The 21,547-nt window shown below is 59.1% G+C and carries 18 protein-coding genes and 2 pseudogenes; 12 read left to right on the top strand and 8 right to left on the bottom strand.

Annotation, left to right across the window (positions count from 1 at the left end; translation table 11 throughout):
• Nucleotides 1-47: 47 nt before the first annotated feature.
• The 8 genes and pseudogenes from QTL95_RS19120 (at nt 48) to QTL95_RS19155 (ending at nt 7,635) form a co-directional block, all read left to right on the top strand.
• Nucleotides 48-521: a tripartite tricarboxylate transporter TctB family protein gene (locus QTL95_RS19120; RefSeq protein ID WP_289721489.1), complete on the top strand. Its 474-nt coding sequence runs from the start codon at nt 48-50 to the stop codon at nt 519-521.
• A gap of 36 nt (nt 522-557) precedes the next feature.
• A complete protein-coding gene (locus QTL95_RS19125; RefSeq protein WP_289721490.1) occupies nt 558-2,057 on the top strand; it encodes a tripartite tricarboxylate transporter permease in 1,500 nt (499 codons plus the stop codon).
• A 44-nt stretch (nt 2,058-2,101) separates the two neighbouring features.
• Complete coding sequence (araD, locus tag QTL95_RS19130; protein WP_289721491.1) at nt 2,102-3,841, top strand: L-arabinonate dehydratase; 1,740 nt, start codon at nt 2,102-2,104, stop codon at nt 3,839-3,841.
• Nucleotides 3,842-3,858: 17 nt separating this feature from the next.
• Nucleotides 3,859-4,761 carry a dihydrodipicolinate synthase family protein gene (locus QTL95_RS19135; protein WP_289721492.1) on the top strand — a complete coding sequence of 301 codons (903 nt, stop codon included), beginning with the start codon at nt 3,859-3,861 and terminating at the stop codon, nt 4,759-4,761.
• Nucleotides 4,762-4,904: 143 nt separating this feature from the next.
• Entirely contained in the window at nt 4,905-6,224 is a 1,320-nt protein-coding gene (locus QTL95_RS19140) for an MFS transporter (protein ID WP_289721493.1), read from the top strand.
• Nucleotides 6,221-6,883 carry an HD domain-containing protein gene (locus QTL95_RS19145; RefSeq protein ID WP_289721494.1) on the top strand — a complete coding sequence of 221 codons (663 nt, stop codon included), beginning with the start codon at nt 6,221-6,223 and terminating at the stop codon, nt 6,881-6,883. Before QTL95_RS19140 ends, QTL95_RS19145 begins: the two co-directional genes overlap by 4 nt.
• A gap of 10 nt (nt 6,884-6,893) precedes the next feature.
• Nucleotides 6,894-7,268, top strand: a pseudogene (locus tag QTL95_RS19150) (aldehyde dehydrogenase family protein); the annotation flags it as partial.
• A gap of 202 nt (nt 7,269-7,470) precedes the next feature.
• Entirely contained in the window at nt 7,471-7,635 is a 165-nt protein-coding gene (locus QTL95_RS19155; RefSeq protein ID WP_336622286.1) for a hypothetical protein, read from the top strand.
• 129 nt (nt 7,636-7,764) lie between these two features.
• Here QTL95_RS19155 and QTL95_RS19160 read toward each other — a convergent pair whose 3' ends face one another.
• Nucleotides 7,765-8,592 carry an amidohydrolase family protein gene (locus tag QTL95_RS19160; protein ID WP_289721495.1) on the bottom strand — a complete coding sequence of 276 codons (828 nt, stop codon included), beginning with the start codon at nt 8,590-8,592 and terminating at the stop codon, nt 7,765-7,767.
• Between the two features lie 138 nt (nt 8,593-8,730).
• Nucleotides 8,731-9,711, bottom strand: a complete 981-nt coding sequence (locus QTL95_RS19165) for a Bug family tripartite tricarboxylate transporter substrate binding protein (RefSeq protein ID WP_289721496.1) — start codon at nt 9,709-9,711, stop codon at nt 8,731-8,733.
• Between the two features lie 128 nt (nt 9,712-9,839).
• Between QTL95_RS19165 and QTL95_RS19170 the strand changes: the two genes are divergently transcribed.
• Nucleotides 9,840-10,787, top strand: a complete 948-nt coding sequence (locus tag QTL95_RS19170) for a LysR family transcriptional regulator (RefSeq protein ID WP_289721497.1) — start codon at nt 9,840-9,842, stop codon at nt 10,785-10,787.
• 179 nt (nt 10,788-10,966) lie between these two features.
• A pseudogene (locus QTL95_RS19175) lies at nt 10,967-11,068 on the top strand (shikimate dehydrogenase); the annotation flags it as partial.
• Nucleotides 11,069-11,293: 225 nt separating this feature from the next.
• On the opposite strand, the gene QTL95_RS19180 reads toward QTL95_RS19175, so the two are convergent.
• The 6 genes from QTL95_RS19180 to proV form a co-directional block, all read right to left on the bottom strand.
• Complete coding sequence (locus QTL95_RS19180) at nt 11,294-12,937, bottom strand: arylsulfatase (protein ID WP_289721498.1); 1,644 nt, start codon at nt 12,935-12,937, stop codon at nt 11,294-11,296.
• 194 nt (nt 12,938-13,131) lie between these two features.
• Nucleotides 13,132-13,476, bottom strand: coding sequence for a DUF7674 family protein (locus QTL95_RS19185; RefSeq protein WP_289721499.1), 345 nt, complete (start codon nt 13,474-13,476; stop codon nt 13,132-13,134).
• A 16-nt stretch (nt 13,477-13,492) separates the two neighbouring features.
• Entirely contained in the window at nt 13,493-13,783 is a 291-nt protein-coding gene (locus tag QTL95_RS19190) for a helix-turn-helix domain-containing protein (RefSeq protein WP_289721500.1), read from the bottom strand.
• Between the two features lie 67 nt (nt 13,784-13,850).
• Nucleotides 13,851-14,723 (bottom strand): glycine betaine ABC transporter substrate-binding protein, encoded by an 873-nt coding sequence (locus tag QTL95_RS19195; RefSeq protein WP_289721501.1) that lies wholly within the window; start codon nt 14,721-14,723, stop codon nt 13,851-13,853.
• Between the two features lie 57 nt (nt 14,724-14,780).
• Entirely contained in the window at nt 14,781-15,662 is an 882-nt protein-coding gene (locus QTL95_RS19200) for an ABC transporter permease (protein WP_336622287.1), read from the bottom strand.
• A 22-nt stretch (nt 15,663-15,684) separates the two neighbouring features.
• The gene (gene proV, locus QTL95_RS19205; protein WP_289721502.1) at nt 15,685-16,917 is read right to left on the bottom strand and encodes a glycine betaine/L-proline ABC transporter ATP-binding protein ProV; all 1,233 of its coding nucleotides are present in this window, start codon (nt 16,915-16,917) and stop codon (nt 15,685-15,687) included.
• A gap of 502 nt (nt 16,918-17,419) precedes the next feature.
• On the opposite strand from proV, the gene QTL95_RS19210 reads away from it, so the two are divergent.
• Nucleotides 17,420-19,510: a carboxy terminal-processing peptidase gene (locus QTL95_RS19210; protein ID WP_289721503.1), complete on the top strand. Its 2,091-nt coding sequence runs from the start codon at nt 17,420-17,422 to the stop codon at nt 19,508-19,510.
• Between the two features lie 119 nt (nt 19,511-19,629).
• Entirely contained in the window at nt 19,630-21,435 is a 1,806-nt protein-coding gene (locus QTL95_RS19215; RefSeq protein WP_289721504.1) for a sensor domain-containing phosphodiesterase, read from the top strand.
• The last annotated feature ends 112 nt before the right edge of the window (nt 21,436-21,547 follow it).

Raw genomic sequence — 21,547 nt, forward strand, 5'->3', positions numbered from 1 at the left:
GCCCCGCAGTCGGGCCGGCCTCCACGTTTTCCTTGAGAGCAAAGCGCATGTTCAACATCAAAAACAGCCAGGACTTCGTCGGCGGCCTGACAATGATCGTCGCCGGAGCGCTATTCATCTGGTTCGGATGGGATCTCGAATTCGGCACTTCATTCCAGATGGGGCCGGGATACTTTCCGATCGCCCTGAGCATCATCCTCATCCTTATCGGCGTCGGAATGCTTGGACAGTCCGTCGTCATGTCCAACGATTTTGACGAAGAGGCGTCCGCACCGAACTGGAAGGCCTGCGTCCTCGTCGTTCTAGGACCCGTCTTCTTCGGTCTCGCACTCTTCGGTCTCGGGCTCGCTCCGACGGTTTTCATCATGACGGTCGTCGTGGCCACCGCAAGTCGCTATGCTCGCTGGACCCACTCCATTGCCCTTGGACTTTTCCTCGCGCTCTGTTCGGTCGTGCTCTTCACCCGGCTGTTGTCGCTTCCCATTGACGCGTTCGGACCTTGGATCCCCTTCTCTTCGTGAGGCCGGTCTGAACGGCGCTTCCAGTCAGGATTGACCATGCAATTATTCTCGGACTTGTGGCTGGGCGCCACCACGGCGTTCCTGCCCTACAATCTTCTCTATTGTTTCATCGGCTGTCTGCTCGGGACAGCGATTGGCGTCCTGCCGGGACTTGGGCCGACCGCCACGATCGCGATGCTCCTGCCGATCACCTTCGGTCTGCCGCCGGAGTCCGCGTTGATCATGCTCGCCGGGATTTTCTATGGCGCGCAATACGGCGGCTCTACAACTGCCATCCTGATCAACCTTCCGGGCGAGAGCTCTTCGGTGGTAACCGCCATCGATGGCTACCAGATGGCGCGACAGGGAAGGGCGGGTGCCGCACTTGCGACCGCCGCGTTAGGATCGTTCTTCGCGGGAACCGTGGCGACCGTTCTTCTCGCAGTTGCTGCGCCGCCGCTCGCGGCCATAGCGCTGAACTTCGGACCGGCGGAGTATTTTTCGCTAATGGTGCTGGGGCTTGTGGCTTCGGTTGCGCTCGCCAGCGGTTCGCTTCTGAAGGCGTTCGCCATGATCGTGCTCGGGCTCCTGCTCGGTGCCGTTGGGACGGACGTCGAGAGCGGAATCGGCCGCTACACTTTCGAAGTCCCGGAACTCTTCGACGGGTTGAACTTCGTCGCGGTCAGCATGGGCATCTTCGGCATTTGCGAAATCCTGCGCAATCTCGAAGGCGAGCACGAGCGGTCTGTGGGCGTAAAGCGCGTGACCGGCCTTATGCTGAGCAAGGAAGATTTCAAGCGGGCTATCGGCCCGGTCCTCAGAGGCACGGCTCTCGGATCTGTCCTTGGCGTTCTGCCAGGCGGCGGCGCGATGCTGGCATCGTTCGCTTCCTACGCCGTCGAGAAGCGAATCTCGCCGAACAAGGCGGAGTTCGGCAAGGGCGCGATCGAAGGCGTCGCAGCGCCGGAGTCGGCGAACAATGCAGGAGCGCAAACCTCCTTCATCCCGATGCTAACCCTGGGCATTCCGGGCAATCCGGTCATGGCCCTCATGGTGGGCGCGATGATCATCCAGGGCATTACTCCAGGTCCCAACGTCATCTCCGAGCAGCCCGCGCTCTTCTGGGGCATGATCGTCTCGATGTGGGCCGGCAACCTGATGCTCGTCATCCTTAACCTACCTCTGATCGGTCTATGGGTGCGGATGCTCGCGATCCCCTACCACATCCTCTTTCCTGCGATCATCGCGCTTTGCTGCATCGGGGCATACAGCATCAACAATAGCGTCTTCGACGTCTACGTGATGGCCGGCTTCAGCGTCGTCGGCTTCGCCTTGAGCAAGATGAGGTTCGAACCCGCGCCTCTGCTCCTCGGCTTCATCCTGGGCCCGATGCTCGAAGAGAACCTTCGCAGGGCCATGCTGATCAGTCATGGCGATCCCTCCGTCTTCGTCCGCAGCCCGCTCAGCCTCGGCCTCCTGCTGGTCGCCGTCGCCGTTCTCGGCCTCGTCCTGTCCCCCAGCATCAGCAGGAAGCGCGAAGAGGCATTCACCGAGTAGAGGTTTCCCCGACCGCTACCCGATTTCACAAGAGAGACCACAGCATGACAGACACGAGAAAGAAACCCGACGAATTGAGAAGCGCTCGGTGGTTCGGGCCAGACGACCTCAGAAGTTTCGGTCACCGCTCTCGCATGATGCAGATGGGCTATTCGGCCGAGGACTATATCGGCAAGCCCATAATCGGCATCTTGAACACTTGGTCGGACCTCAATCCCTGCCACCAGCACTTCAAGGACCGCGTCCACGACGTCAAACGAGGCGTCGCGCAGGCGGGTGGGTTCGCAGTGGAACTGCCTTCCATCTCCGTGGACGAGACTTTTACCAAGCCAACCTCGATGCTGTACCGCAATCTTCTTGCGATGGAAACGGAGGAGCAGATCCGGTGTCATCCGCTCGACGGCGTCGTCCTGATGGGCGGCTGCGACAAGTCGACACCGGCTCTCGTCATGGGCGCTCTCACAGCCGGCATCCCGATGATCTACCTCCCGGCCGGTCCCATGCTACGCGGACACTACGCCGGTAAGATCCTCGGTTCCGGCTCCGACGCCTGGAAATACTGGGATGAGCGGCGCGCCGGCAACATCTCCGACACGGAGTGGCTCGGCATCGAAGGTGGCATCGCGCGTTCCTATGGCACCTGCATGACCATGGGGACGGCTTCGACCATGACCGCGATCGCCGATGCAATGGGTCTGACTATGCCCGGGGCTTCGAGCATCCCGGCAGCGGACTCCGGGCACACGCGGATGTCTGCGGATTGCGGACGTCGTATCGTTGACATGGTCTGGGAAGACCTCGTTCCTTCGAAGATCGTCACGGAAGCGTCCATCCGCAACGCCGCCGTCGTCGCGATGGCCACCGGCTGTTCCACGAACGCCGTGATCCACTTGCTTGCAATGGCGCGGCGGGCAGGCATCGAACTCGACCTTGACGATCTCGACGCTCTTGGACGCACGACCCCGCTAATCGCCAACGTCCGTCCGTCTGGCAAGGACTATCTGATGGAGGACTTCTTCTATGCGGGCGGTCTTCGCGCGCTGATGCTGCAACTCGAGGACAAGCTCGACAGGTCCGCGCTAACGGTTACCGGCAAGACCCTCGGCGAAACGCTCGAGGGCGCGGCCGTATACAACGACGACGTCATCCGTCCGCTGTCGAACCCGGTCTATCCCGAAGGGTCTCTGGCGGTGCTGCGAGGCAACCTGTGCCCCGATGGCGCCGTCATCAAACCCGCCGCCTGCGATCCGAAGTACTGGGAGCATCAGGGCCCGGCGCTGGTCTTCGACAGCTATCCGGAGATGAAGAAGGCCATCGACGACGAGAACCTCGAAGTTACGCCGGACACTGTGCTGGTGCTTCGGAATGCAGGTCCCCAGGGCGGCCCCGGCATGCCGGAATGGGGCATGCTTCCCATTCCGAAGGCGTTGATCAAGCAGGGCCACCGCGACATGCTTCGCATTTCCGACGCCCGCATGTCCGGAACGTCCTACGGCGCATGCGTGCTGCACGTCGCCCCTGAAAGCTATGTCGGCGGGCCGCTGGCTTTGCTCCGCACGGGAGACATCGTGAAGATGGACTTGCCCAACCGCCGCTTGGACATGGTGGTTTCCGACGAGGAATTGCAGGCTCGACGCGCAGCGCTTCCCGCTCCGGAGCCAAAATTCGGTCGCGGCTACGGTTGGATGTTCTCCAAGCACGTCATGCAGGCCGACAAGGGCTGCGACTTCGACTACCTCGAGCGGTCGCTCGGCCCCGGCGCGGGCGAGCCCGAAATCTTTTGAATACGAAAGGAACATTCATGCCACACGATATCAGGAAATCTTTGACGGGCATCTCCGGCATTCTCGTCACGCCCTACGACGCCGCGGGTGAGATCGACCCCGCTCGACAAAAGGGAATCGTAGATAAGGCGATCGCCGCCGGGGTACATATCCTTGTCGCCAACGGGAACACGGGCGAGTTCTACGCTCTGACCGTCGAAGAAGCGGAGACGATGGTGAAGGCGTCGGCCGAACACATCGCCGGCCGCATCCCGCTGCTTGGCGGCGTCGGACGCGGCGTCCGCGACGCTTGCCGCCTCGCGAAGGTGTCTCGTGAGGCAGGCGCCTCGGCCTTGATGATCCATCAGCCGCCGGATCCGTTCTCTTCGCCTCGCGGCCTCGTAGACTATGTCCGCGCTGTCGGCGATGCCGCCGAGGGCCTCCCGCTCGTCCTTTACCTCCGCAACGACGCCATCGGCATCAAGACGATCCGCGAACTCTGTGAACTGCCGGCCGTTGTCGGCGTGAAATGGGCGACCCCAAATGCGATGAGGCTCGCCGAAGCCATCTCGGCCACCAGTTCGGACATCGTGTGGGTTGGCGGCCTCGCCGAAACCTGGGCCCCGGTCTTCTACTCCGTCGGTGCACGCGGCTTCACCTCCGGCCTCATCAACCTCTGGCCGGAGCAGTCGGTTGCCATTCATACGGCGCTCGAAGCTGGCCAATACGCCGAGGCTAACCGGCTCATCGCCCAGATGAAGGCTTTCGAGGACGTTCGGGCGGAAGAACTGAACGGCACGAACGTCACTGGGGTCAAGGCCGCACTGGCCGCGATCGGATACGACTGCGGCGCTACGCGCGCCCCTTCCGCGTGGCCGCTCACGGCAGCGCAGCAGTCTACGCTCCGGGCGTTCATCGAGGCGAACAACATTCGCTTCTGAACGCGGAGGCGGGCGGTGGCGACCGCTCGCTCATTTCACCGACAAAGTCCAGGGGCGGTCATGTATTCGACCCTGGACGTACTGTGCATGACGGCTCAGGCCGCCGCATACGCTCCGGGAGGTCGGCGCGTGGAGGACGAACGATGAAGAATAACAAGCGGTATCTTATTGCGTTTTTTCTATTTGGCGCGATCACGATCAACTACATGGACCGTGTCGCACTGTCTGTTTCGGCCAAGGAGATTTCGACCGAGTTTGGTCTCTCGCCTGTCCAGATGGGCTACCTGTTTTCCTGCTTTCTCTGGGCCTACGTCCCGATGCTGATCCCGGCCGGGATGCTGGTCGAAAGGATCGGAGCCAAGCGCCTTGTCGGCTTCGGTCTCGGCGCCTGGTCTCTGGCGACCGTTGCAACCGGGGGAACCGTAGGCTTCTTCTCCGTATTGATCAGTCGCCTTTTCATGGGCGCTGCAGAAGCCTCTGTATTTCCGGCAATGGGCACGATCGTTCGCGCTTGGGCGCCTGTCCGCGAACGCGGAACATTCTTCACGCTGAGCAACGCTGGCTCGTCTGCGGGGCCTGCAATCGGCGCCGTCGTGACTGGCGCTCTTGTGACGTCCGTGGGGTGGCGATGGGCGTTCGTGTGTCTGGGCGCTCTAGGTATTGCCTGGATGGTGGTCTGGCTTCTGGTCTACCGCCGTCCCGAGGACGCTTCCTGGCTGACTGACGGGGAGAGGGCTCACATTCTCTCAACAAGGAACGGTCCGACTAAGGAGGACGTCAGGCACAAGCAGTCGTCGATGTTGTTCCTTCTACGTCAGCGCACCGTCATCGGCCTGATGGCTTCGCAGGCCTTCATCATCTACACCATCTATCTCTTCACTGCCTGGCTTCCCAGTTTCCTGCAGGCGACGTTCGGCCTGACGACGGCCGGGGCTGGATGGTACACCTCCGTACCTTTTATCGGTGCCGTCTTCCTCAAGATCGCTCTCGCTGCTTTGAGCGACAGGACCATCTCGCCGGAAGCGGCTGCGAAGGGTGGACGGCGCAACTTCATCGCCATTATGCTGTTCCTGTCGCTGATACTCCTCGTAGCACCCGGCATGACACAGCTATGGCAGGTCATGATCGTCCTCACGGTCGTCTTGACCGTCACCGCAACAGCTTCGGCTTTGAACTTCACCCTGGCGAACGATCTCACTAGCAACCCTCGCGACGTCGGGCGCGTGACGAGTTTCGTGGCGTTCGGCGGGAATCTCTTCGGTGCGATCAGCCCGATCGTGACCGGCTACATGGTCGCAAACTTCGGCGGCTACCAACCTGCATTCTGGATCGCAGGCGCTCTGCTGTTCCTTGCGATCGGCATGACGCTGTTCATGACACGCAAGCCAATCATGGTCGAGCATGAGGCCGAGATCATCTCCGCTCCAGCTCACGCATCGAAGTACGTGGAGGCAAGTTCATGAAGAAGTACACCTACGTCGAGCCGAGGCGTGCAGTCGGCGACGAAGACCGCGAAAACCTCCTGATAGATTTCCCGGAGATCGATCTCATAGGCGACCCCGAGTTGCGGAAGCTTTCGATCGAGGCGTGGTGCTTCGCGCTGTCCTGTTCCGATTTCCGGCGGATCATTGATATTCCGCCTGAAGGCAATCCAGGACAGACACGGCTTCAGGTCGGAACCCAGGCCGACCACCTGCGAGGCGTCGTGCGACTGTCCGCTGCCTTGGCGAAGGAGTTTTCCACTGCATGGCCCCAGGTCGTCATCGACCATGACATCCTCATGGCAGGCGCCGTCTGCCACGACGTCGGCAAGCCGTACGAGTTCGACCCGGAAAACCGGGCGCGATGGAAGGCCGACGGCTCCCGGACCGGGGATCCGACCTTCAGGCATTCCGTCTTCGGTATGCATGTGTGCCTAAAGGTCGGCCTGCCGGTCGAAGTCGCCCACATCGCGGTCGGCCATTCCTTCGAGGGCCTGCAGATGGGGGTCAGCTCTGAATGCCTGATCGTTCGCCAGGCGGATCACGATTGGTGGCAGCTAGCCGGCGCCCTCGGTCTCGTCACGCCGGAAACCATGTCCACTCGTCCGGCCAACGTCCGGGCTCGCCTCCTTAAGAAATGAGAGAGTTGAAATGACCTTTATTCCTCACGGAAAGCATCTCGTCGCTGGAGAGTGGGTGCAGTCGCAAGACCGCTTCAAATCCGAGCCATTCTCCGGGGAATCCTTCGGGTTTTCGGTAGGTACGCCGGAACTTGTCGACGTCGCATGCAAAGCTGCCGAAGACGCTTTCTGGAGTTACGGTTACTCCAGCCGGGAACAGCGCTCCACTTTCCTGAATCTTATCGCCGATGAGATCGAGGATCGAGCTGAAGCGATCACGGAAATCGGTAGCGCAGAGACGGGACTGCCACAGGCGCGTCTTCAAGGGGAACGGCAGCGCACGGTCGCCCAGCTCCGGCTTTTCGCCTCGCATATCCTAAAGGGCGAGTATCTCGACCGCCGCCACTCGTCCGTTCGGGCGGCGATCGCAGATAACGGCCGGTAGTCGTACCCATTTCCTGACGACCGCTGCCGCCGATCCGGTCGAAGCCGGCTCGATGATCATAAGTTTCCGCTTTTCCGGCGGTTTCGAACGGACGGTTTCCGGACGATATCGGCTGTCCTGAAGGCGGCACTTGAACATTAACGTCTGAAAGACGGAGAAGAAAATGCTTCATGACCCGGCAGAGGCGTCGGCCACAGAGACCAGAACGCGTTCGCGGTTTCTGATCGTACTCATGCTCTTCGCGGTGACCGTCGTGAACTACGCCGATCGCGCCACTATATCCATCGTCGAGCCGGCATCACGAAGAATCTCGGCCTCGATCCTGTGACGGTCGGCTATGTCGCTTCCCTGAGGAAGCACTTCGCGTTTAGTTAGCGTTCGATCGCTCGCATCGCTTAAGCGCGGGCAAACGCTTGATCCGTGGTCCTTCACGCGCTCGCCCCGCTCGACGTCTACGTCAATCCCACCCGCACCATTGCCTCAGGGATTTGCCCATGATCTGGTCGAGATCTGATGGACTTAAAAAGTCGAGCGCTTCGATGAACAGACGAACGTTGTCCAAGTAGGGGTGCACCAGACGCGTTACGTCGCTGCCCCACATCATCCGGTTCGCTCCGAAAGTGTTGTGGATCGCGCGGATCGGCTCGTGAAGGACTTCGTAGGGATAGGGGCCTGTGGAAAAAGCCGGAAGGGAGGAAACCTTCACCGCGACGTTGTCGAATTCGGCGAGCGCCAACAAGGCATCGAGATCGTGCCAGGCGGCTTCATCTTTCGGACTGCGTGGATTTCGTCCGGCGTGGTCTACAATGATTTTCAAGAGAGGATACTTGCTTGCCAAAGGCTCGATGATATCGGCGCCTGCTGGAACGAATAGCATCACCGGGACGTCGTCTGCCTGACAGCGATCCCAGAACCAATCGTAATTTCTGTCGAACACGTAGTTCCTGGTAACGTCCGAGTTTAAAAGGAGACGGATTCCGAGCACGCCCTGCGACGACAGTATCGAAGTGAGGGTTTCTTCCGACTGGTCCGCGTCGAGATCGATCCGGCCCATCACCGCAAATCGGTTGGGATGTCTGCAGGCGGCTTCTAAAACGTAGTAGTTGTCGTTGCCGACCCAACTCGGAGCAACCAGTACCGCACGGTCCACGTTTGACGAGTCCATGGTGGCGAGAGCTTGGTCGATCGAGAAGGGATCGCCTTGCAAGCTGATCAGCCCGTTCGGCCACGGGCGCTCGGTAGATGCCGCCTCCCAGACATGGATTTGTGAATCGATGATTTCCAACGTCTTCTCCGTCTACTTTCTGATACGCTGCTGCAGCGGTGCCGGTCCGGGACGCGACGCCGCCGAATTTCTGTTCTGCGCCCACGTCGGAGGGCTGGAAGTCGATCGCGCCTTCCTTCACCGTACGAGGTCGGGTTATCAATCTGTCTGAAGGCCAATGCGCTTGATCACGTCGCGCCACCTATCGAACTCTGCCTGGAGATAGGCGGCAGCTTCGGAGGGACTGCTTGTCCGGACGTCGACCCCGAGCTTGACGAACTCCGTCGCCGTGTCCGGCTCCTGCAGCGCCGCGTTCATGGTCTTGTTGATGGTGATGACCACGTCGTCCGGCATCTTGGCAGGGCCGAAAAGCGCGAACCACGTCTCGACGATGAAGTCGGGATGGCCTGCCTCCGACGAAATTGGCACGTCTGGAAGCAGCTTCGCACGCTCCTCGGATGGCACGACGATGGCACGAAGCTTCCCGCCGATGATATGAGGAGCGGAATTGTTGATGTTGTCGATCATGACGGGTACGCGCCCGCCCAAGACGTCAAGCAGAGCAGGGCCGTTGCCGGCGTATGGCACGTGCAACATTTCGAAGCCGCCGATCTCCTTCAGCACTTCGGCGGCCAGATGTAGGATCGTTCCGGTTGCGGAGCCGCATGCGAGCTTCGTCGGGTTGGCCTTCCCATAGTCGATCAGTTCCTGAAGATTATGAACGGGTAAGGAAGGGTGGACAGAGACTACCAGCGGCCCCGATCCGATCATCCCTATCGACGTAAAGTCCTTTATGCCGTCGAAAGGCGCCTTCCTTCGAAGGTTCGGATTGATGGCATGCGTCGAGACGCCGCCGTTCATCAACGTGTATCCATCTGGATCGGCTCTGGCGACATACTGAGTGCCGACGATCGCCCCGCTGCCCGGCCGGTTTTCGACAATGACCGACTGTCCAAGCTTGTGCTGCATGCGCTGCGCGACGAAACGCGCGACGACGTCGCTGGTGCCTCCGGCCGCATAAGGCACGACCATCTTGACGCGCTTATTCGGGTAGTCGCCCGCGGCCCAGGATATGTTGGGCATGAGCGCCGCGCTCATCAGCCCGAGCGTCGCTCTACGGGTAAGTTCGTGTTTCGACATCTGTGGCTCCTCCGCCATTTCAAGTCAAAGTGTTCCACTACCTCGTTGTCGACGATCGTCGAACTCTCCTCCGAATTCGATCGTCTCCACATTAGGTATTCGCGGGAGGAAAGTGCTCGCAGTAAAACATGTTTTCAAATATCATTTTCATCAGAGATCATGATCTGGAGTTATGGATGTCTCTCACAGTCCGCGAGATGGATGTTTTTCGTCACGTAGTGATGCTCGGATCGGTGACAGCGGCGGCCGAGGCGCTGAACATCTCGCAGCCGGCGATAAGCCGCACGTTGCAACAAGCGGAGGAACGGCTGACGTTTCCCTTGTTCGTGAGAGAAAAGAAGCGGCTCATACCCACCACGGAAGCTCGTATCCTTTTCGCCGAAGTTGCAAACGTTTTTGCGGCGGTCGAACAGACTAGGCGTTTGGCGTCCGAACTTCGCGAGCGGGAGGCCGGCGTCCTAAATATCGCGGCCGGGGCGGGTATCGGACATGTCATCGTCCCCGAGGCGATCAGACGGTTTCGTCTCGCTCGACCGAACGTCTCCATCGTGCTGCAGGTGCTGTCGGGGCCCGAAGTCGTTTCCCGCGTTGCTCAAGGCATGGCGGACGTCGGATTGACCGTGGGACCAACTGGAGATCCCTCGGTTGAAAGCTCCGTCATCTGCGTTACGCAGATCGGCTGCGTGCTGCCGGCAGGTCATCGCCTTGAAGGAAAGTCGGTTCTTGGCGTCGAGGATATTGCCGATGAACCGATAATCTGTCCCGGACCTCATCTGTCGATCGGAGCGGCAGTGGTCGCGGCATTTGCCGACGCCAACCGCCGCGTCCGATACGCTACGGAGGTTACTCAGGCGACGATCGCATGCGAACTTGTGCGAGCTGGAGTGGGGATCGCGCTCACGGATGGACTGGGCATGGCGTGCGCACAGGCAGACGACCTGATCAAACGACCCCTCCTGCCGCAGTTACAAAGCACTGCTCGAATGCTTTGGCCGAAAGCTCGGACACCGTCACAATTAGCTCGCGAGTTCTCCAGCATTGTCGAAGACGTCTGCGCTCACGTCGGTGCTGCTTAAAGTCCTGCAGTATCGACGGAGCTCTGCGAATTGCCGCCCGTTGTCGGCGTCAAATGGGCGAACTTAAACGCTATGGTGTAGTCGATCGAGCGGTATCTTGCGCAAGTTCCAGGGGGCAAAATTTCGTCGCGGACACGGCGCGATCTTCGACGGCTTCGTGGATGCTATCCCAACGTGGAAGTAATCCCCTGCCGATCGAAATGTCGCGGCTCTCGTCGGACACTTTCGTGGGCGAAGTCGTCATGAAGCAGGAAATCACACCGTTTATCGAGGTCGCGCGACCCGCCAATACGAATTTGACGGGGCTTTTCTGTGCAGCCGGGCCGCCTTCAGGGGCAGGCATTTCAACATCGCCTGTGGCCAGATTGACATCTGGTAACGCGGCGGCTGAAATGACAGGTGCGATCTCCAGCAACATCATGCAGGCCGTTGGCAGCTATGCAGCTGAGCCTGTGTTCGACGCCGCCCACGTCGGTGAAGCGGTAGCGCACATGGCGTCGCGTCCCTCAGCGCGGATTGGCGGCATCTTGGTCGAGTGAGCGCGTGAGCGCATCAATCATCTGATCGACGCTGAAGCTGGCCACCCGTTGACTTGGTGGAAACTCCCGGAATGTTTGCAGGAAGGGAGCCACGCGCCAGACCCCGTACTGAACAATATAGGCGTTCTTGGCGAACCAGTCGTAATACTGATCGGACACGACATCGGCGCGCTCATAAGGGTCCATGCGCAGATTGAAGAACTTCGGCGCGCGCAAGCAGGTAAAGGGATTGGCCCAGACCTGCATGCCGCCCGGCTCCCGCTGTTCGCAGAACACTAGCTTCCAGTCATTGTAGCGATAGGCGACAAGATTGCCATCGTCGTCGAAGTAGTAGAAATCGGATCGTGCGGACTTCGGGTCTTTTCCGGTTATGTACGACAGTTGATTGTAACCGTCGAGATGCACCTTGAACTGATTGCCGTCGATCGTTGCCCCCTTTAAGAGCTTTTCCTTTATATCCGCGTCGCCGGCAGCGGCCAGCAAGGTCGGAAACCAATCGAGGCCGGATATCATCTGGTTCGAGACCTCACCCGCTTTTATGTGACCCGGCCAGCGTGCGAGCGCCGGAACACGGAATGCGCCTTCCCAGTTGGTATCCTTCTCACTTCGGAACGGCGTTGTCGCGGCGTCCGGCCACGACCATTGGTTGGGGCCGTTGTCTGTCGTGTAGACGACAATCGTGTTGTCCGCGATCTTGAGGTCGTCGAGTGCCTTCAGCAGCTTTCCAACATCCCCGTCATGCTCGATCATGCCGTCGGCATAGTCGTTGCCGGGCATGCCGCTCTGGCCTTTCATGGACTCTCGGATGTGCGTGAAGGCATGCATGCGGGTCGTGTTCATCCAGGTGAAGAACGGTTTGCCGGCCTTCGTCTGACGATTGATGAAGTCGATCGCCGCTTCGGTGGTCTCGTCATCGATGGTTTCCATGCGCTTGCGGTCGAGCGCGCCGGTGTCTTCTATCTTGCCGTCAGCCGATGCCCTGAGGACACCTCGGGGCGAATTCGTGCGGACGAACTCCTCGTCGTTCTTCGGGTAGTAGGGACGTTCCGGTTCCTCTTCCGCATTGAGGTGGTAGAGATTGCCGTAGAATTCGTCGAAGCCGTGCTTGGTCGGAAGAAATTCGTCACGGTCGCCAAGATGGTTCTTGCCGAATTGTCCGGTCGCATATCCCAGTGGCTTGAGCGCCTGTGCGATCGTTATGTCACGGGATTGCAGTCCGACGCTTGCGCCGGGGATGCCGACTTTGCAGAGGCCCGTTCTGAGGCATACTTGCCCGGTGATGAATGTCGAGCGACCGGCCGTGCAGGAGTTCTCCGCATAGTAGTCGGTGAACATCATGCCTTCCTTGGCGAGCCTATCGATATTCGGCGTCTTGTAGCCAAGAACGCCAAACGAATAGGCGCTGATATTCGTTTGTCCCACGTCGTCGCCGAATATGACGAGGATATTCGGCCTCGTGGTATCTTGCTGGGTTGTTGGCTGCGCCGCGGGAGTCGGCGTGGCAGGCGTCGTGCCTTGGGCGCCTGCCGATGAAAGGAGCGCTGTGGACGCCAGCGTCATCGCGACCAGAACCGTCGTCGACAGCAGCTTCCTGGGAAATGAGTTCGTCATGCTGGTCTCCCCACAAACGGATCGTTCGACATTGCGATCTTCCTTTGCCGGTCGGTCGCGCTTGGAAGACCTTCGTCGTTGTGGGGGAAGGGGGAAGTACGTAACGGTAAATGTTCGGCAGGTTACATCGTTATTCAAATTTCCGGCGCCCACAATCGGGGCGCCTATGCAAATCCCGCAGAGTTGGATACGTCCTAGCTGTGGACATAGGCCATGGCGAGTGGACCGAGCTGCGCGGAAATCTGCTTCCACCTTGCAGGCTGCTGGCCCGTGCGGGAAATCATTGCCTCGATAAGCCCGGTCGAGACTGCGGATTTCAATGCGCTGTCTCCATTTCGCATACCCATTTCGATCAGTTCGAAAACCCGTTCGCGGTCTTCCAGAGAGGCGAACCTTTCGGCGATCAGCCAACCCATGTCCGAATATAGCGTGTGAATATCGGTGTTAGCGCCGGTGCCGTCGGTTGTCGCTTCGAGGTCCTGGGAAAGATTTCCGGGAATACTCTGAGCGAGCTCGGATGTAATCGTATCGGTGTTCATTGTTGTCTCCATGCGTCTAGTATGGTCGCCTGACGACGGCATTGTCGTTCGCCATCCAGTTTGGACCGTCGCCGTGTCCGCTCGACAGCCAGGTGAGGCTCACGCTCAGCGCATCTGCGATCAATGCCAGGCGATCGGCGGCTGGTGCGTCCCGGTCATTTTCCCAAGCCATCCATATACCGGGCTCGATACCAAGGTTTCGTGCCACGGCATCGACCGACAGACCCAAGCCATCGCGAGCGAGCGACATGCGGCCGCCCATCGTGTCGTCGGTTGCGTGGAATATGTCTGGGCTCCCGATGAACATCTGCCGCTCCTGTTGCCGAATTGGATGCCCGCCGACATGGCCGTGCCGGCGGACGTAGTGCGGAAACTCAACCCTGATCGCCCATCCAGCTTTTCACCTGGTCGGGATGATCCTTGATGTATTTGTCGACCGCAGCGTCATAAGACGTCTCCTGGGCATCGAACATCGCCTTCTCGAGATCGGGGATTTCGAGCTTCATGCGCGACAGGAAGGCGGAGACCTCGGGATCTTCCGATTTGAAGTCCTTCCTGGCGAGGATATCGACGTGTTCAGCTTCACCCAAAGACTTCTTCGGGTCGTCGATGTAACGAAGCTTGTGCTTGCCAAACATCCAGTGGGGGCTCCAGGCCGTTGCCACGAACCACTTCTCGCCGCGTTCGGCTCGGTCGACCGTGGTCAGCATTCCAGCTTCGCTTGATATCTGCAGCTTGTAGCCATCGAGGCCGTAATCCTTGACTGCCTGTTCCGAAAGGCGTGTCAGGCCGGCGCCGGGGTCGATGCCCTGGATCGTGCCCGAAAGCTTTTTCTGGACATCCTCTTTTTTGAGGTCGTCGATCGAAGCGATCTGGTCCGCGGGAATATAGTCCGGGACAACCCAGCCAAGCTTGGCTCCGTCGTAAACGGTCCCCAGAGTTTCGACCTTGTCCTTCACCTTGGCGTAGTAGTCCGCATGGGTTTGGGGCAACCAGGCCATCATCATCGCATCAAGGTCGCCGCGAGCAACGCCTTGATAGAGTGGCGCGACATCGGCCTGGACAAGCTCTACCTTGCGGTCGAGTTTCGTCTCGATCAGCTTGGCTGCGAGTTTGGTGACAAATTCCGCGTCTGACCAGGCGGCCCAACCGATCTTTACGGGCTTGGCATCATCGGCCAGTGTCGAGGTGGCCGCCCCACTTAAGAGAGCAGCGGCTAGGCCGAGGGTTGCTAGGGTTTTGAACATATGTGTTCCTTTATGAAAGTTTGCATTTGGCGGATGTTGCCGGCCATGGCTGGATAATCAGGCAGTCGCGGCCTTGAGTTCCGAAGGCTCCGCTTTGCCGAAGAAGCGGGCCAGGAAGAAGGGGCGGGGCTGTCCGAGGCTCTGGGTGATGCGATCGAGAATGACGGCCAGGATGACGACGGCGATACCGCCTTCGAAACCGGTCCCTACATCAAGGCGCTGGATGCCCGTAAGCACGGTGTTGCCAATGCCGCCCGCACCGATCATCGAGGCGATCACCACCATCGACAGCGACAGCATGATCGTCTGGTTGATGCCGGCCATGATCGAGGGCATGGCGTTCGGCAACTGAACCTTGAACAGCAGTTGTGACGAAGTGCAGCCGAAAGCATTACCGGCTTCGATGAACTCGGCATCGACCTGACGGATGCCAAGATTGGTGAGCCGCACAACCGGCGGCATCGAGAAGATGACCGTCGCGATTGCGCCCGGCACGGCTCCCAGCCCGAAGAACATTGCCGCCGGGATGAGGTAGACGAAAGCCGGCATGGTCTGCATCAGGTCGAGCACCGGGCGAACGAGGGCTGCGACCGAGTCCTTGCGGGCCATGGCAATTCCCAGCGGCAGGCCGACCAGCATGGCGATCAGCGTCGAGGCGATCACCAGCGACAGCGTTTCCATCATCGGGTTCCAGAGCGCGATGTGGTCGACGACGAGGAGCCCGAGGGCAGTAAACACGGCAAAGCCGAAGCCGACGCGCCAGAATGCCAGGATCACGAAGATGGCGATGCCGAGCGGCATGGGAATGGCAAGCAGGCCGGCCTGGATGCCATTGGTGACGAAGCCGATGACTGCCGCAATGAGGTCGAGCACTGGCGAGAAATTGTCGAGGACGTAATTGACGGCAGCGTCGATGCCGTTTCCGATATCGAAGTTCATGATGTATCCGATGTGTTTGATGTCAGCTGGCGCGGTCGAGCGTTTCGAGCAGCGCGGATTTGCTGATGGAGCCGAGGTAGCGTTTGCCACCGTCGATGACGGGTACAGGCCAGGGGCTGGCCGCCACCTTGCCCAGCACGTTCGATAGCGGCTCCTCGGCTGGGATGGCCTCGATCTCCGAGAGGAAGGCGCCGCGATAGGGATCGGCGGCCTTCGCCTTGATCTTCTCGATCAGCGAGGTCTGGCTGATCATGCCGTGATAGGTCTTGTCGCGGCCGAGGATGATCGCATATTCGCGATCGTAGTTCTTCATCCGCTCAAGTGCCGCGGCAGCGGACACACCATCGCGCTCGATGATTGTTACTTGAGACTTGCGGGCAACATCGCCGGCTTTAAAGACATTGGCGACATCTACATTGCGGAAGAACGAGCGGACGTAGTCGTTGGCCGGATTCGTGACGATGTCGTCGGGCGTGCCGACCTGCACGACATTGCCGTTCTGCATGATGCAGATGCGATCACCGATGCGCATGGCTTCGTCGAGATCGTGGCTGACAAACACGATCGTGCGGCTGTGCTCGGACTGAAGGCGAACGAGTTCGTCCTGCATTTCAGTGCGGATCAACGGATCGAGAGCAGAGAATGCTTCGTCCATCAGGAGGATGGTCGGTTCGCTGGCGAGCGCCCTGGCAAGGCCGACACGCTGTTTCATGCCGCCGGAGAGCTGGTCGGGGCGGCTGTTCGCGTAGCCATCGAGGCCAACGGCCTTGAGAGCAGCGAGCGCCTTGCTGCTTCGCTCTTCCTCGCCGAGGCCGGAGACCTCAAGACCGAAGGCGGCGTTGCCAAGCACGGTGCGGTTCGGCAACAGGGCGAAGGACTGGAAAACCATGCTGATATCGCGGCGCCGCAATGCAATGAGTTCGCTGCGCGACATGCCGGTGATATCGCGCCCGTCGATCTCAATCGATCCGGATGTGGGCTCGATCAATCGGTTGAGGAGGCGGAGAAGGGTGGATTTCCCGGAGCCGGAGAGGCCCATTATCACGAAGATTTCGCCGGCACGGATATCGAAGCTGGCGTCATTGACGCCAATCGAACAGCCTGTGGCGGCGTGAATCTGGGCTTTTGTTTTGCCCGCATGCAGAAGCTCGAGAGCTTTTTTCGGATGTTCTCCGAAAACCTTGTAGATGTTCTTGAGACTGATCTTGGTCGAAGCCGATTTCGTCGGCGCGTCTGTTTCAGTGGCAGAATTCATATAATTTCGGCGCCGAGCTCGAGTGGCCAGGCATTCTCCTTTTATCGACAACACAGGCGTGAGGCAAAGTAAATACTCGCCGATCGACTGTGCTGATCTTAATCCAAGCGCGAAGATAAAATAATTATTTCCAGCGCAAACGTATTGACAGGAATCTATATTCCGAGTCTGGCATGTCTCGACAATAACGTAGGTGTTGGCGCGGAAATATTCCTCATGGAACGGCGCCTTGACGAGCGATTTTGTCGTTACTTAAGGCGATATACGCTTTTTGTCCATAAAAAAATCCAATTTATTGGCTTCCAAGCCACCCTGAAACATTGAAACCGCCTGCAAGCATGGGCTTTGCGCGCTGGCGAAAAAATGCGTGTTTCGGGGCCGGTAGCGATCTTGTGAGCGAGTTTCCGGCCTCAGCAAGGGGGCGGGTGGTTGCCAAAAAACCATAATTGATCCACCTAGGTTGTGGATCGACACTCGGCACTAAGAATTGGATTGAAGCTGAATGCGCATAAGTCACGTTTTCCTCGGTGCATTTATTGCCCTTGCACCGGCCGCATATGCTGAAGTCAAATCTCCGCCGGTTCTGGCGCCACAAAAACAGCAGGGGCAAGCCGCCCTGTTGAGCGCGCAATTCCTGTCGCGCTACAGCTACAAGCCCGTCGCGCTTGACGATGATCTGTCGGCCAAGGTCATGGACCATTTCATCAAGTCGCTCGACCCGGATCGCGTGATTTTCCTGCAGGCCGATATCGACAAGTTCATGGCCGATCGCACCAAGATCGACGATGCCATCGAGCGCGAGGATCTGAAGATCCCGTTCGCCATCTTCAACACATATGAAAAGCGCGTCGTCGACCGTATGACCTACGCGCGCAGCCTGCTGAAGCAAGGGTTCGATTTCAGCGCTCAGGAAAGCTTTTCTGTGTTGCGCGACAAGCAGCCCTGGCCGCAGTCCGAAGCCGAGAGCAACGAGCTCTGGCGCAAGCGCGTCAAGAGCGACTGGCTGCGGCTGAAACTTAGCGGCAAGGCCGATGCGGCAATTCGCGAAACGCTCGACAAGCGCTACGCGAACACACTCGAGCGTGCCTACAAGTACAAGAGCGATGACGTTTTCCAGTCGTTCATGGATGCCTATACGACGTCGACCGATCCCCATACCGATTATTTCGGCGCCACGGCCTCGGCCGATTTCAACATATCGATGAAGTTGTCGCTGGTAGGTATCGGCGCGGTCCTACAGGAACGCGACGACTACACGACGATCCGCGAACTCGTACCCGGCGGACCCGCACAATTATCCGGAAAGCTCGCCGTTGGCGACCGTATCACCGGTGTCGGGCAGGGCAAGGATGGGCCGATCAAGGAAGTGGTGGGCACTCGGCTCGACGAAGTCGTACAGATGATCCGGGGGAAAAAGGGTTCTGTCGTGCGGCTGGATATCCTGCCTGCGGATGCCGGCGCGGATGCGGCCCATCGCGTCGTCAGCCTCGTGCGCGACAAGATCAGCCTCGAAAAACAGGCGGCCAGCAAGAACGTGCTGTCCGTCAAGACCGGCGATTCCACCCGCAGGATCGGTGTGATCACACTGCCGGCCTTCTATGAGGATTTCGAAGCAAGACGTAAGGGCGACAAGGACTACAGAAGCGCCAGCCGTGATGTCGCCAAGCTGCTCGGCGAACTGAAGGACGAGAACGTGGATAGCGTTCTCATCGATATCCGCAACAATGGCGGGGGTTCGTTGGACGAGGCGATTGATCTGACCGGTCTCTTCATTGGAAAAGGCCCGGTGGTTCAGCAGCGAGCGAGCGACGGCAAGGTCGAGGTTAGAAGTGCCGATACTTCGAAACCGGTCTGGGCCGGTCCGCTTGGCGTGCTGATCAATCGTGGGTCGGCATCGGCATCGGAGATCTTCGCGGCGGCGATTCAGGATTATGGCCGAGGCGTGATCATCGGCGAGCCCAGCTTCGGCAAGGGCACCGTGCAGACCGTCGTCGATCTTGACCAGATGGTTCGCAACAGCAAACCCGAATTCGGCGAGTTGAAAGTGACCATCGCCCAGTTTTTCCGCGTCAACGGGGGTACGACTCAGCTGCGCGGCGTCACCCCCGATATCAGCCTGCCGGGGCTTTCGGATCCGACGAGCTTCGGCGAGACAAGCTATGACAATGCCCTGCCTTGGGCGGAGATCAAGCCCGCGAACTATAAGCCCTCCAACACCGTGAAGTCAGTGCTGCCGGCCTTGCAAAGCCGACATGATGCGCGTGCGAAAAGCGACACCGATTTCCAGCGCCTGTTGGAGGATATCGCCGATCTGAAAGCACAGCGCGACAAGGGCGTCGTGTCGCTCAACGAAGAAGAGCGTCGCAAGGAAGCCGCCGTTCGCGAAAAGCGTCTGAAGTCTCGTGTTGAGGACAATGGCGGCATCGATCCTGACATGGATGATGGGCTGCAAGGCAATGAACGCAGCCTGAGCGCTGATCTCGCGATTGAAAACGCCCGCAAGAATGCAAAGGATGTGCTGTTGAACGAAGCGGCAGCGATTCTGGCCGATCAGGCCGATCTGCAAGCAAATTCCGGAAAATCCGAAAACTAGGGCAATGGCGGCCGCCGTTCAGGTCCGTGCAAAAGACATAAGTTAGAAGTTTAGGAAATACAAAAACGCGAAATGAACCTGGCTGTGGCACGCTTCTGCAATTAAAGCGGGTAGGCCTCATGCTTCAGTTCCAGAATGCAATACTTGAAATGATCGCCAAAGGCGAGGAATTGGCGACAACCATCGAGCGGCTTTGCCGCCAGGTTGAGGCTCGTAGTCCAAGCATAGCTTGTTCCGTGCTTTCCGTCAGGAACGGGCGCCTCTACCCTATCGCAAGCCCTTCGCTTCCAGCCGACTATACCAAGACGCTTGAGGGGACACCGATAGGTCCTCTTGTGGGATCTTGTGGTGCCGCAGCCTATCATGGCGCGGAGGTTGCTGTGAGCGATATCGACCGGGACGGCCGGTGGCGTAACTATAGGCACTTGGTATCGCCACTCGGTTTCAAGGCTTGCTGGTCGACGCCGATATTCGCGGGAGACGAGGTCGTCGCCACGTTCGCCTTCTATTTTCGCGAGGCACGAGGTCCGAGCGAACTGGAAAGGGAGATCGTCGACGCCTGTGTTCATCTATGTGCCATAGCCATCGAGCGCGAGGAGCGGGTGCGGGAGCGTGAAAGATTGACCTACACCGACGCGCTCACCGGCCTTCCCAATCGCGCGCGTTTCAACATGGTGCTTGCCGAACGCGGGATGTCCATCTCCCCGGAGTGGGGGCTGTTGCTCGCCGATGTCGATAATCTGAAGCTGGTGAATGATACATTCGGACATGCCGCAGGCGACGCCCTCATACAGACGGTTGCCCGGCGACTGGCGATCGCCGCTTCGAACCACCAGATTTTCCGACTGGGTGGTGATGAATTCGCCGCGATACTGGATGTGAAAGAGGCAGCAGTGCTCGCACAGCACGCGGAAGCGCTGATCCGCGAGACCAAGCGCCCTGCCCAGTGTGACGGTCACGTCGTTTTCCCCGCCGTGACGATTGGTGGCGCGATAGCGGGGCGTGAAATGGCCGCCAGCCAAGTGCAACATAATGCTGATATCGCGCTATATCACGGCAAGGAGCGAAACCGGGGCGAATACACGCACTACTTCGCAGGTCTGCGGACCGCTTTGACTCGCAGATTTCGCGCAATCCGGGATGTCGGAATAGCCCTGTCGGAAAACCGCATCGAGGCGCACTATCAGCCGATCGTCAGGCTTGATACGAGGGAGATCGTCGGCTTTGAAGCATTGGCGCGGATGCGCACGATAGGCGGAGAGCTTGTTTCCGCCGCCCATTTTCACGAGGCCACGCTCGATGGTCATATCGCCGCACAATTGACTGACCGGATGATTGCTCTTGTAGCTCGGGACATGCGGCGCTGGCTCGATGCGGGACTACCGCTGCAGCATGTCGGGATCAATCTCTCGGCTGCGGATTTTCGTGTCGATGATCTTGAGGGGCGCGTCTGCGGGCCGTTCGCAGCGGCCAAAGTTCCCCTTGATCATCTGATCATGGAGGTGACGGAATCCGTCTATCTTGGCAGGGGCGATCATGTCGTCGCGGAGGAAATCAGGACTTTGCGATCCAGGGGTCTGAAGGTCGCGCTTGATGATTTCGGAACCGGCTTCGCTTCGCTGACCCACCTGCTGACGGTCCCGGTCGATATCATAAAGATCGATAAATCGTTCACCGATCGCCTTGTCGCCGCCGACGCGGCAACGGTGATAATCGAAGGTGTGATGTCGATTGCATCGAAGCTGGGCATCCGGGTTGTCGCTGAAGGTATAGAAACGGAACCGCAGGCAGATCATTTGCTGTCGCTCGCCTGCAGCTTGGGCCAGGGCTACCTCTTTTCAAAGGCGGTGGATCGAGAGACCGCAACGAACTTGCTTGAAACATCCGCCCAACCGATGGCGAAGGCAAACACGGGATCACGATAGTCGAGCGCGCGCGCATCCGGATTTGCGTTGATTTCAACAGGCGATGAGCTGCGACTGAAAATTCCGCAGTCCTTTCAGTTGGATAGTAGAAACTTCGAGTTTTTCGCAAACG

This window comes from Rhizobium sp. S152 (genome assembly GCF_030380735.1).
Lineage (GTDB): Bacteria > Pseudomonadota > Alphaproteobacteria > Rhizobiales > Rhizobiaceae > Rhizobium.

Coding starts and splice junctions, on each gene's coding strand:
- QTL95_RS19120 (WP_289721489.1), top strand. CDS start 48: ATGTTCAACATCAAAAACAGCCAGGACTTCGTCGGCGGCCTGACAATG.
- QTL95_RS19125 (WP_289721490.1), top strand. CDS start 558: ATGCAATTATTCTCGGACTTGTGGCTGGGCGCCACCACGGCGTTCCTG.
- araD (WP_289721491.1), top strand. CDS start 2,102: ATGACAGACACGAGAAAGAAACCCGACGAATTGAGAAGCGCTCGGTGG.
- QTL95_RS19135 (WP_289721492.1), top strand. CDS start 3,859: ATGCCACACGATATCAGGAAATCTTTGACGGGCATCTCCGGCATTCTC.
- QTL95_RS19140 (WP_289721493.1), top strand. CDS start 4,905: ATGAAGAATAACAAGCGGTATCTTATTGCGTTTTTTCTATTTGGCGCG.
- QTL95_RS19145 (WP_289721494.1), top strand. CDS start 6,221: ATGAAGAAGTACACCTACGTCGAGCCGAGGCGTGCAGTCGGCGACGAA.
- QTL95_RS19155 (WP_336622286.1), top strand. CDS start 7,471: ATGCTTCATGACCCGGCAGAGGCGTCGGCCACAGAGACCAGAACGCGT.
- QTL95_RS19165 (WP_289721496.1), bottom strand. CDS start 9,711: ATGTCGAAACACGAACTTACCCGTAGAGCGACGCTCGGGCTGATGAGC.
- QTL95_RS19170 (WP_289721497.1), top strand. CDS start 9,840: ATGTTTTCAAATATCATTTTCATCAGAGATCATGATCTGGAGTTATGG.
- QTL95_RS19180 (WP_289721498.1), bottom strand. CDS start 12,937: ATGACGAACTCATTTCCCAGGAAGCTGCTGTCGACGACGGTTCTGGTC.
- QTL95_RS19185 (WP_289721499.1), bottom strand. CDS start 13,476: ATGAACACCGATACGATTACATCCGAGCTCGCTCAGAGTATTCCCGGA.
- QTL95_RS19190 (WP_289721500.1), bottom strand. CDS start 13,783: ATGTTCATCGGGAGCCCAGACATATTCCACGCAACCGACGACACGATG.
- QTL95_RS19195 (WP_289721501.1), bottom strand. CDS start 14,723: ATGTTCAAAACCCTAGCAACCCTCGGCCTAGCCGCTGCTCTCTTAAGT.
- QTL95_RS19200 (WP_336622287.1), bottom strand. CDS start 15,662: ATGAACTTCGATATCGGAAACGGCATCGACGCTGCCGTCAATTACGTC.
- proV (WP_289721502.1), bottom strand. CDS start 16,917: ATGAATTCTGCCACTGAAACAGACGCGCCGACGAAATCGGCTTCGACC.
- QTL95_RS19210 (WP_289721503.1), top strand. CDS start 17,420: ATGCGCATAAGTCACGTTTTCCTCGGTGCATTTATTGCCCTTGCACCG.
- QTL95_RS19215 (WP_289721504.1), top strand. CDS start 19,630: ATGCTTCAGTTCCAGAATGCAATACTTGAAATGATCGCCAAAGGCGAG.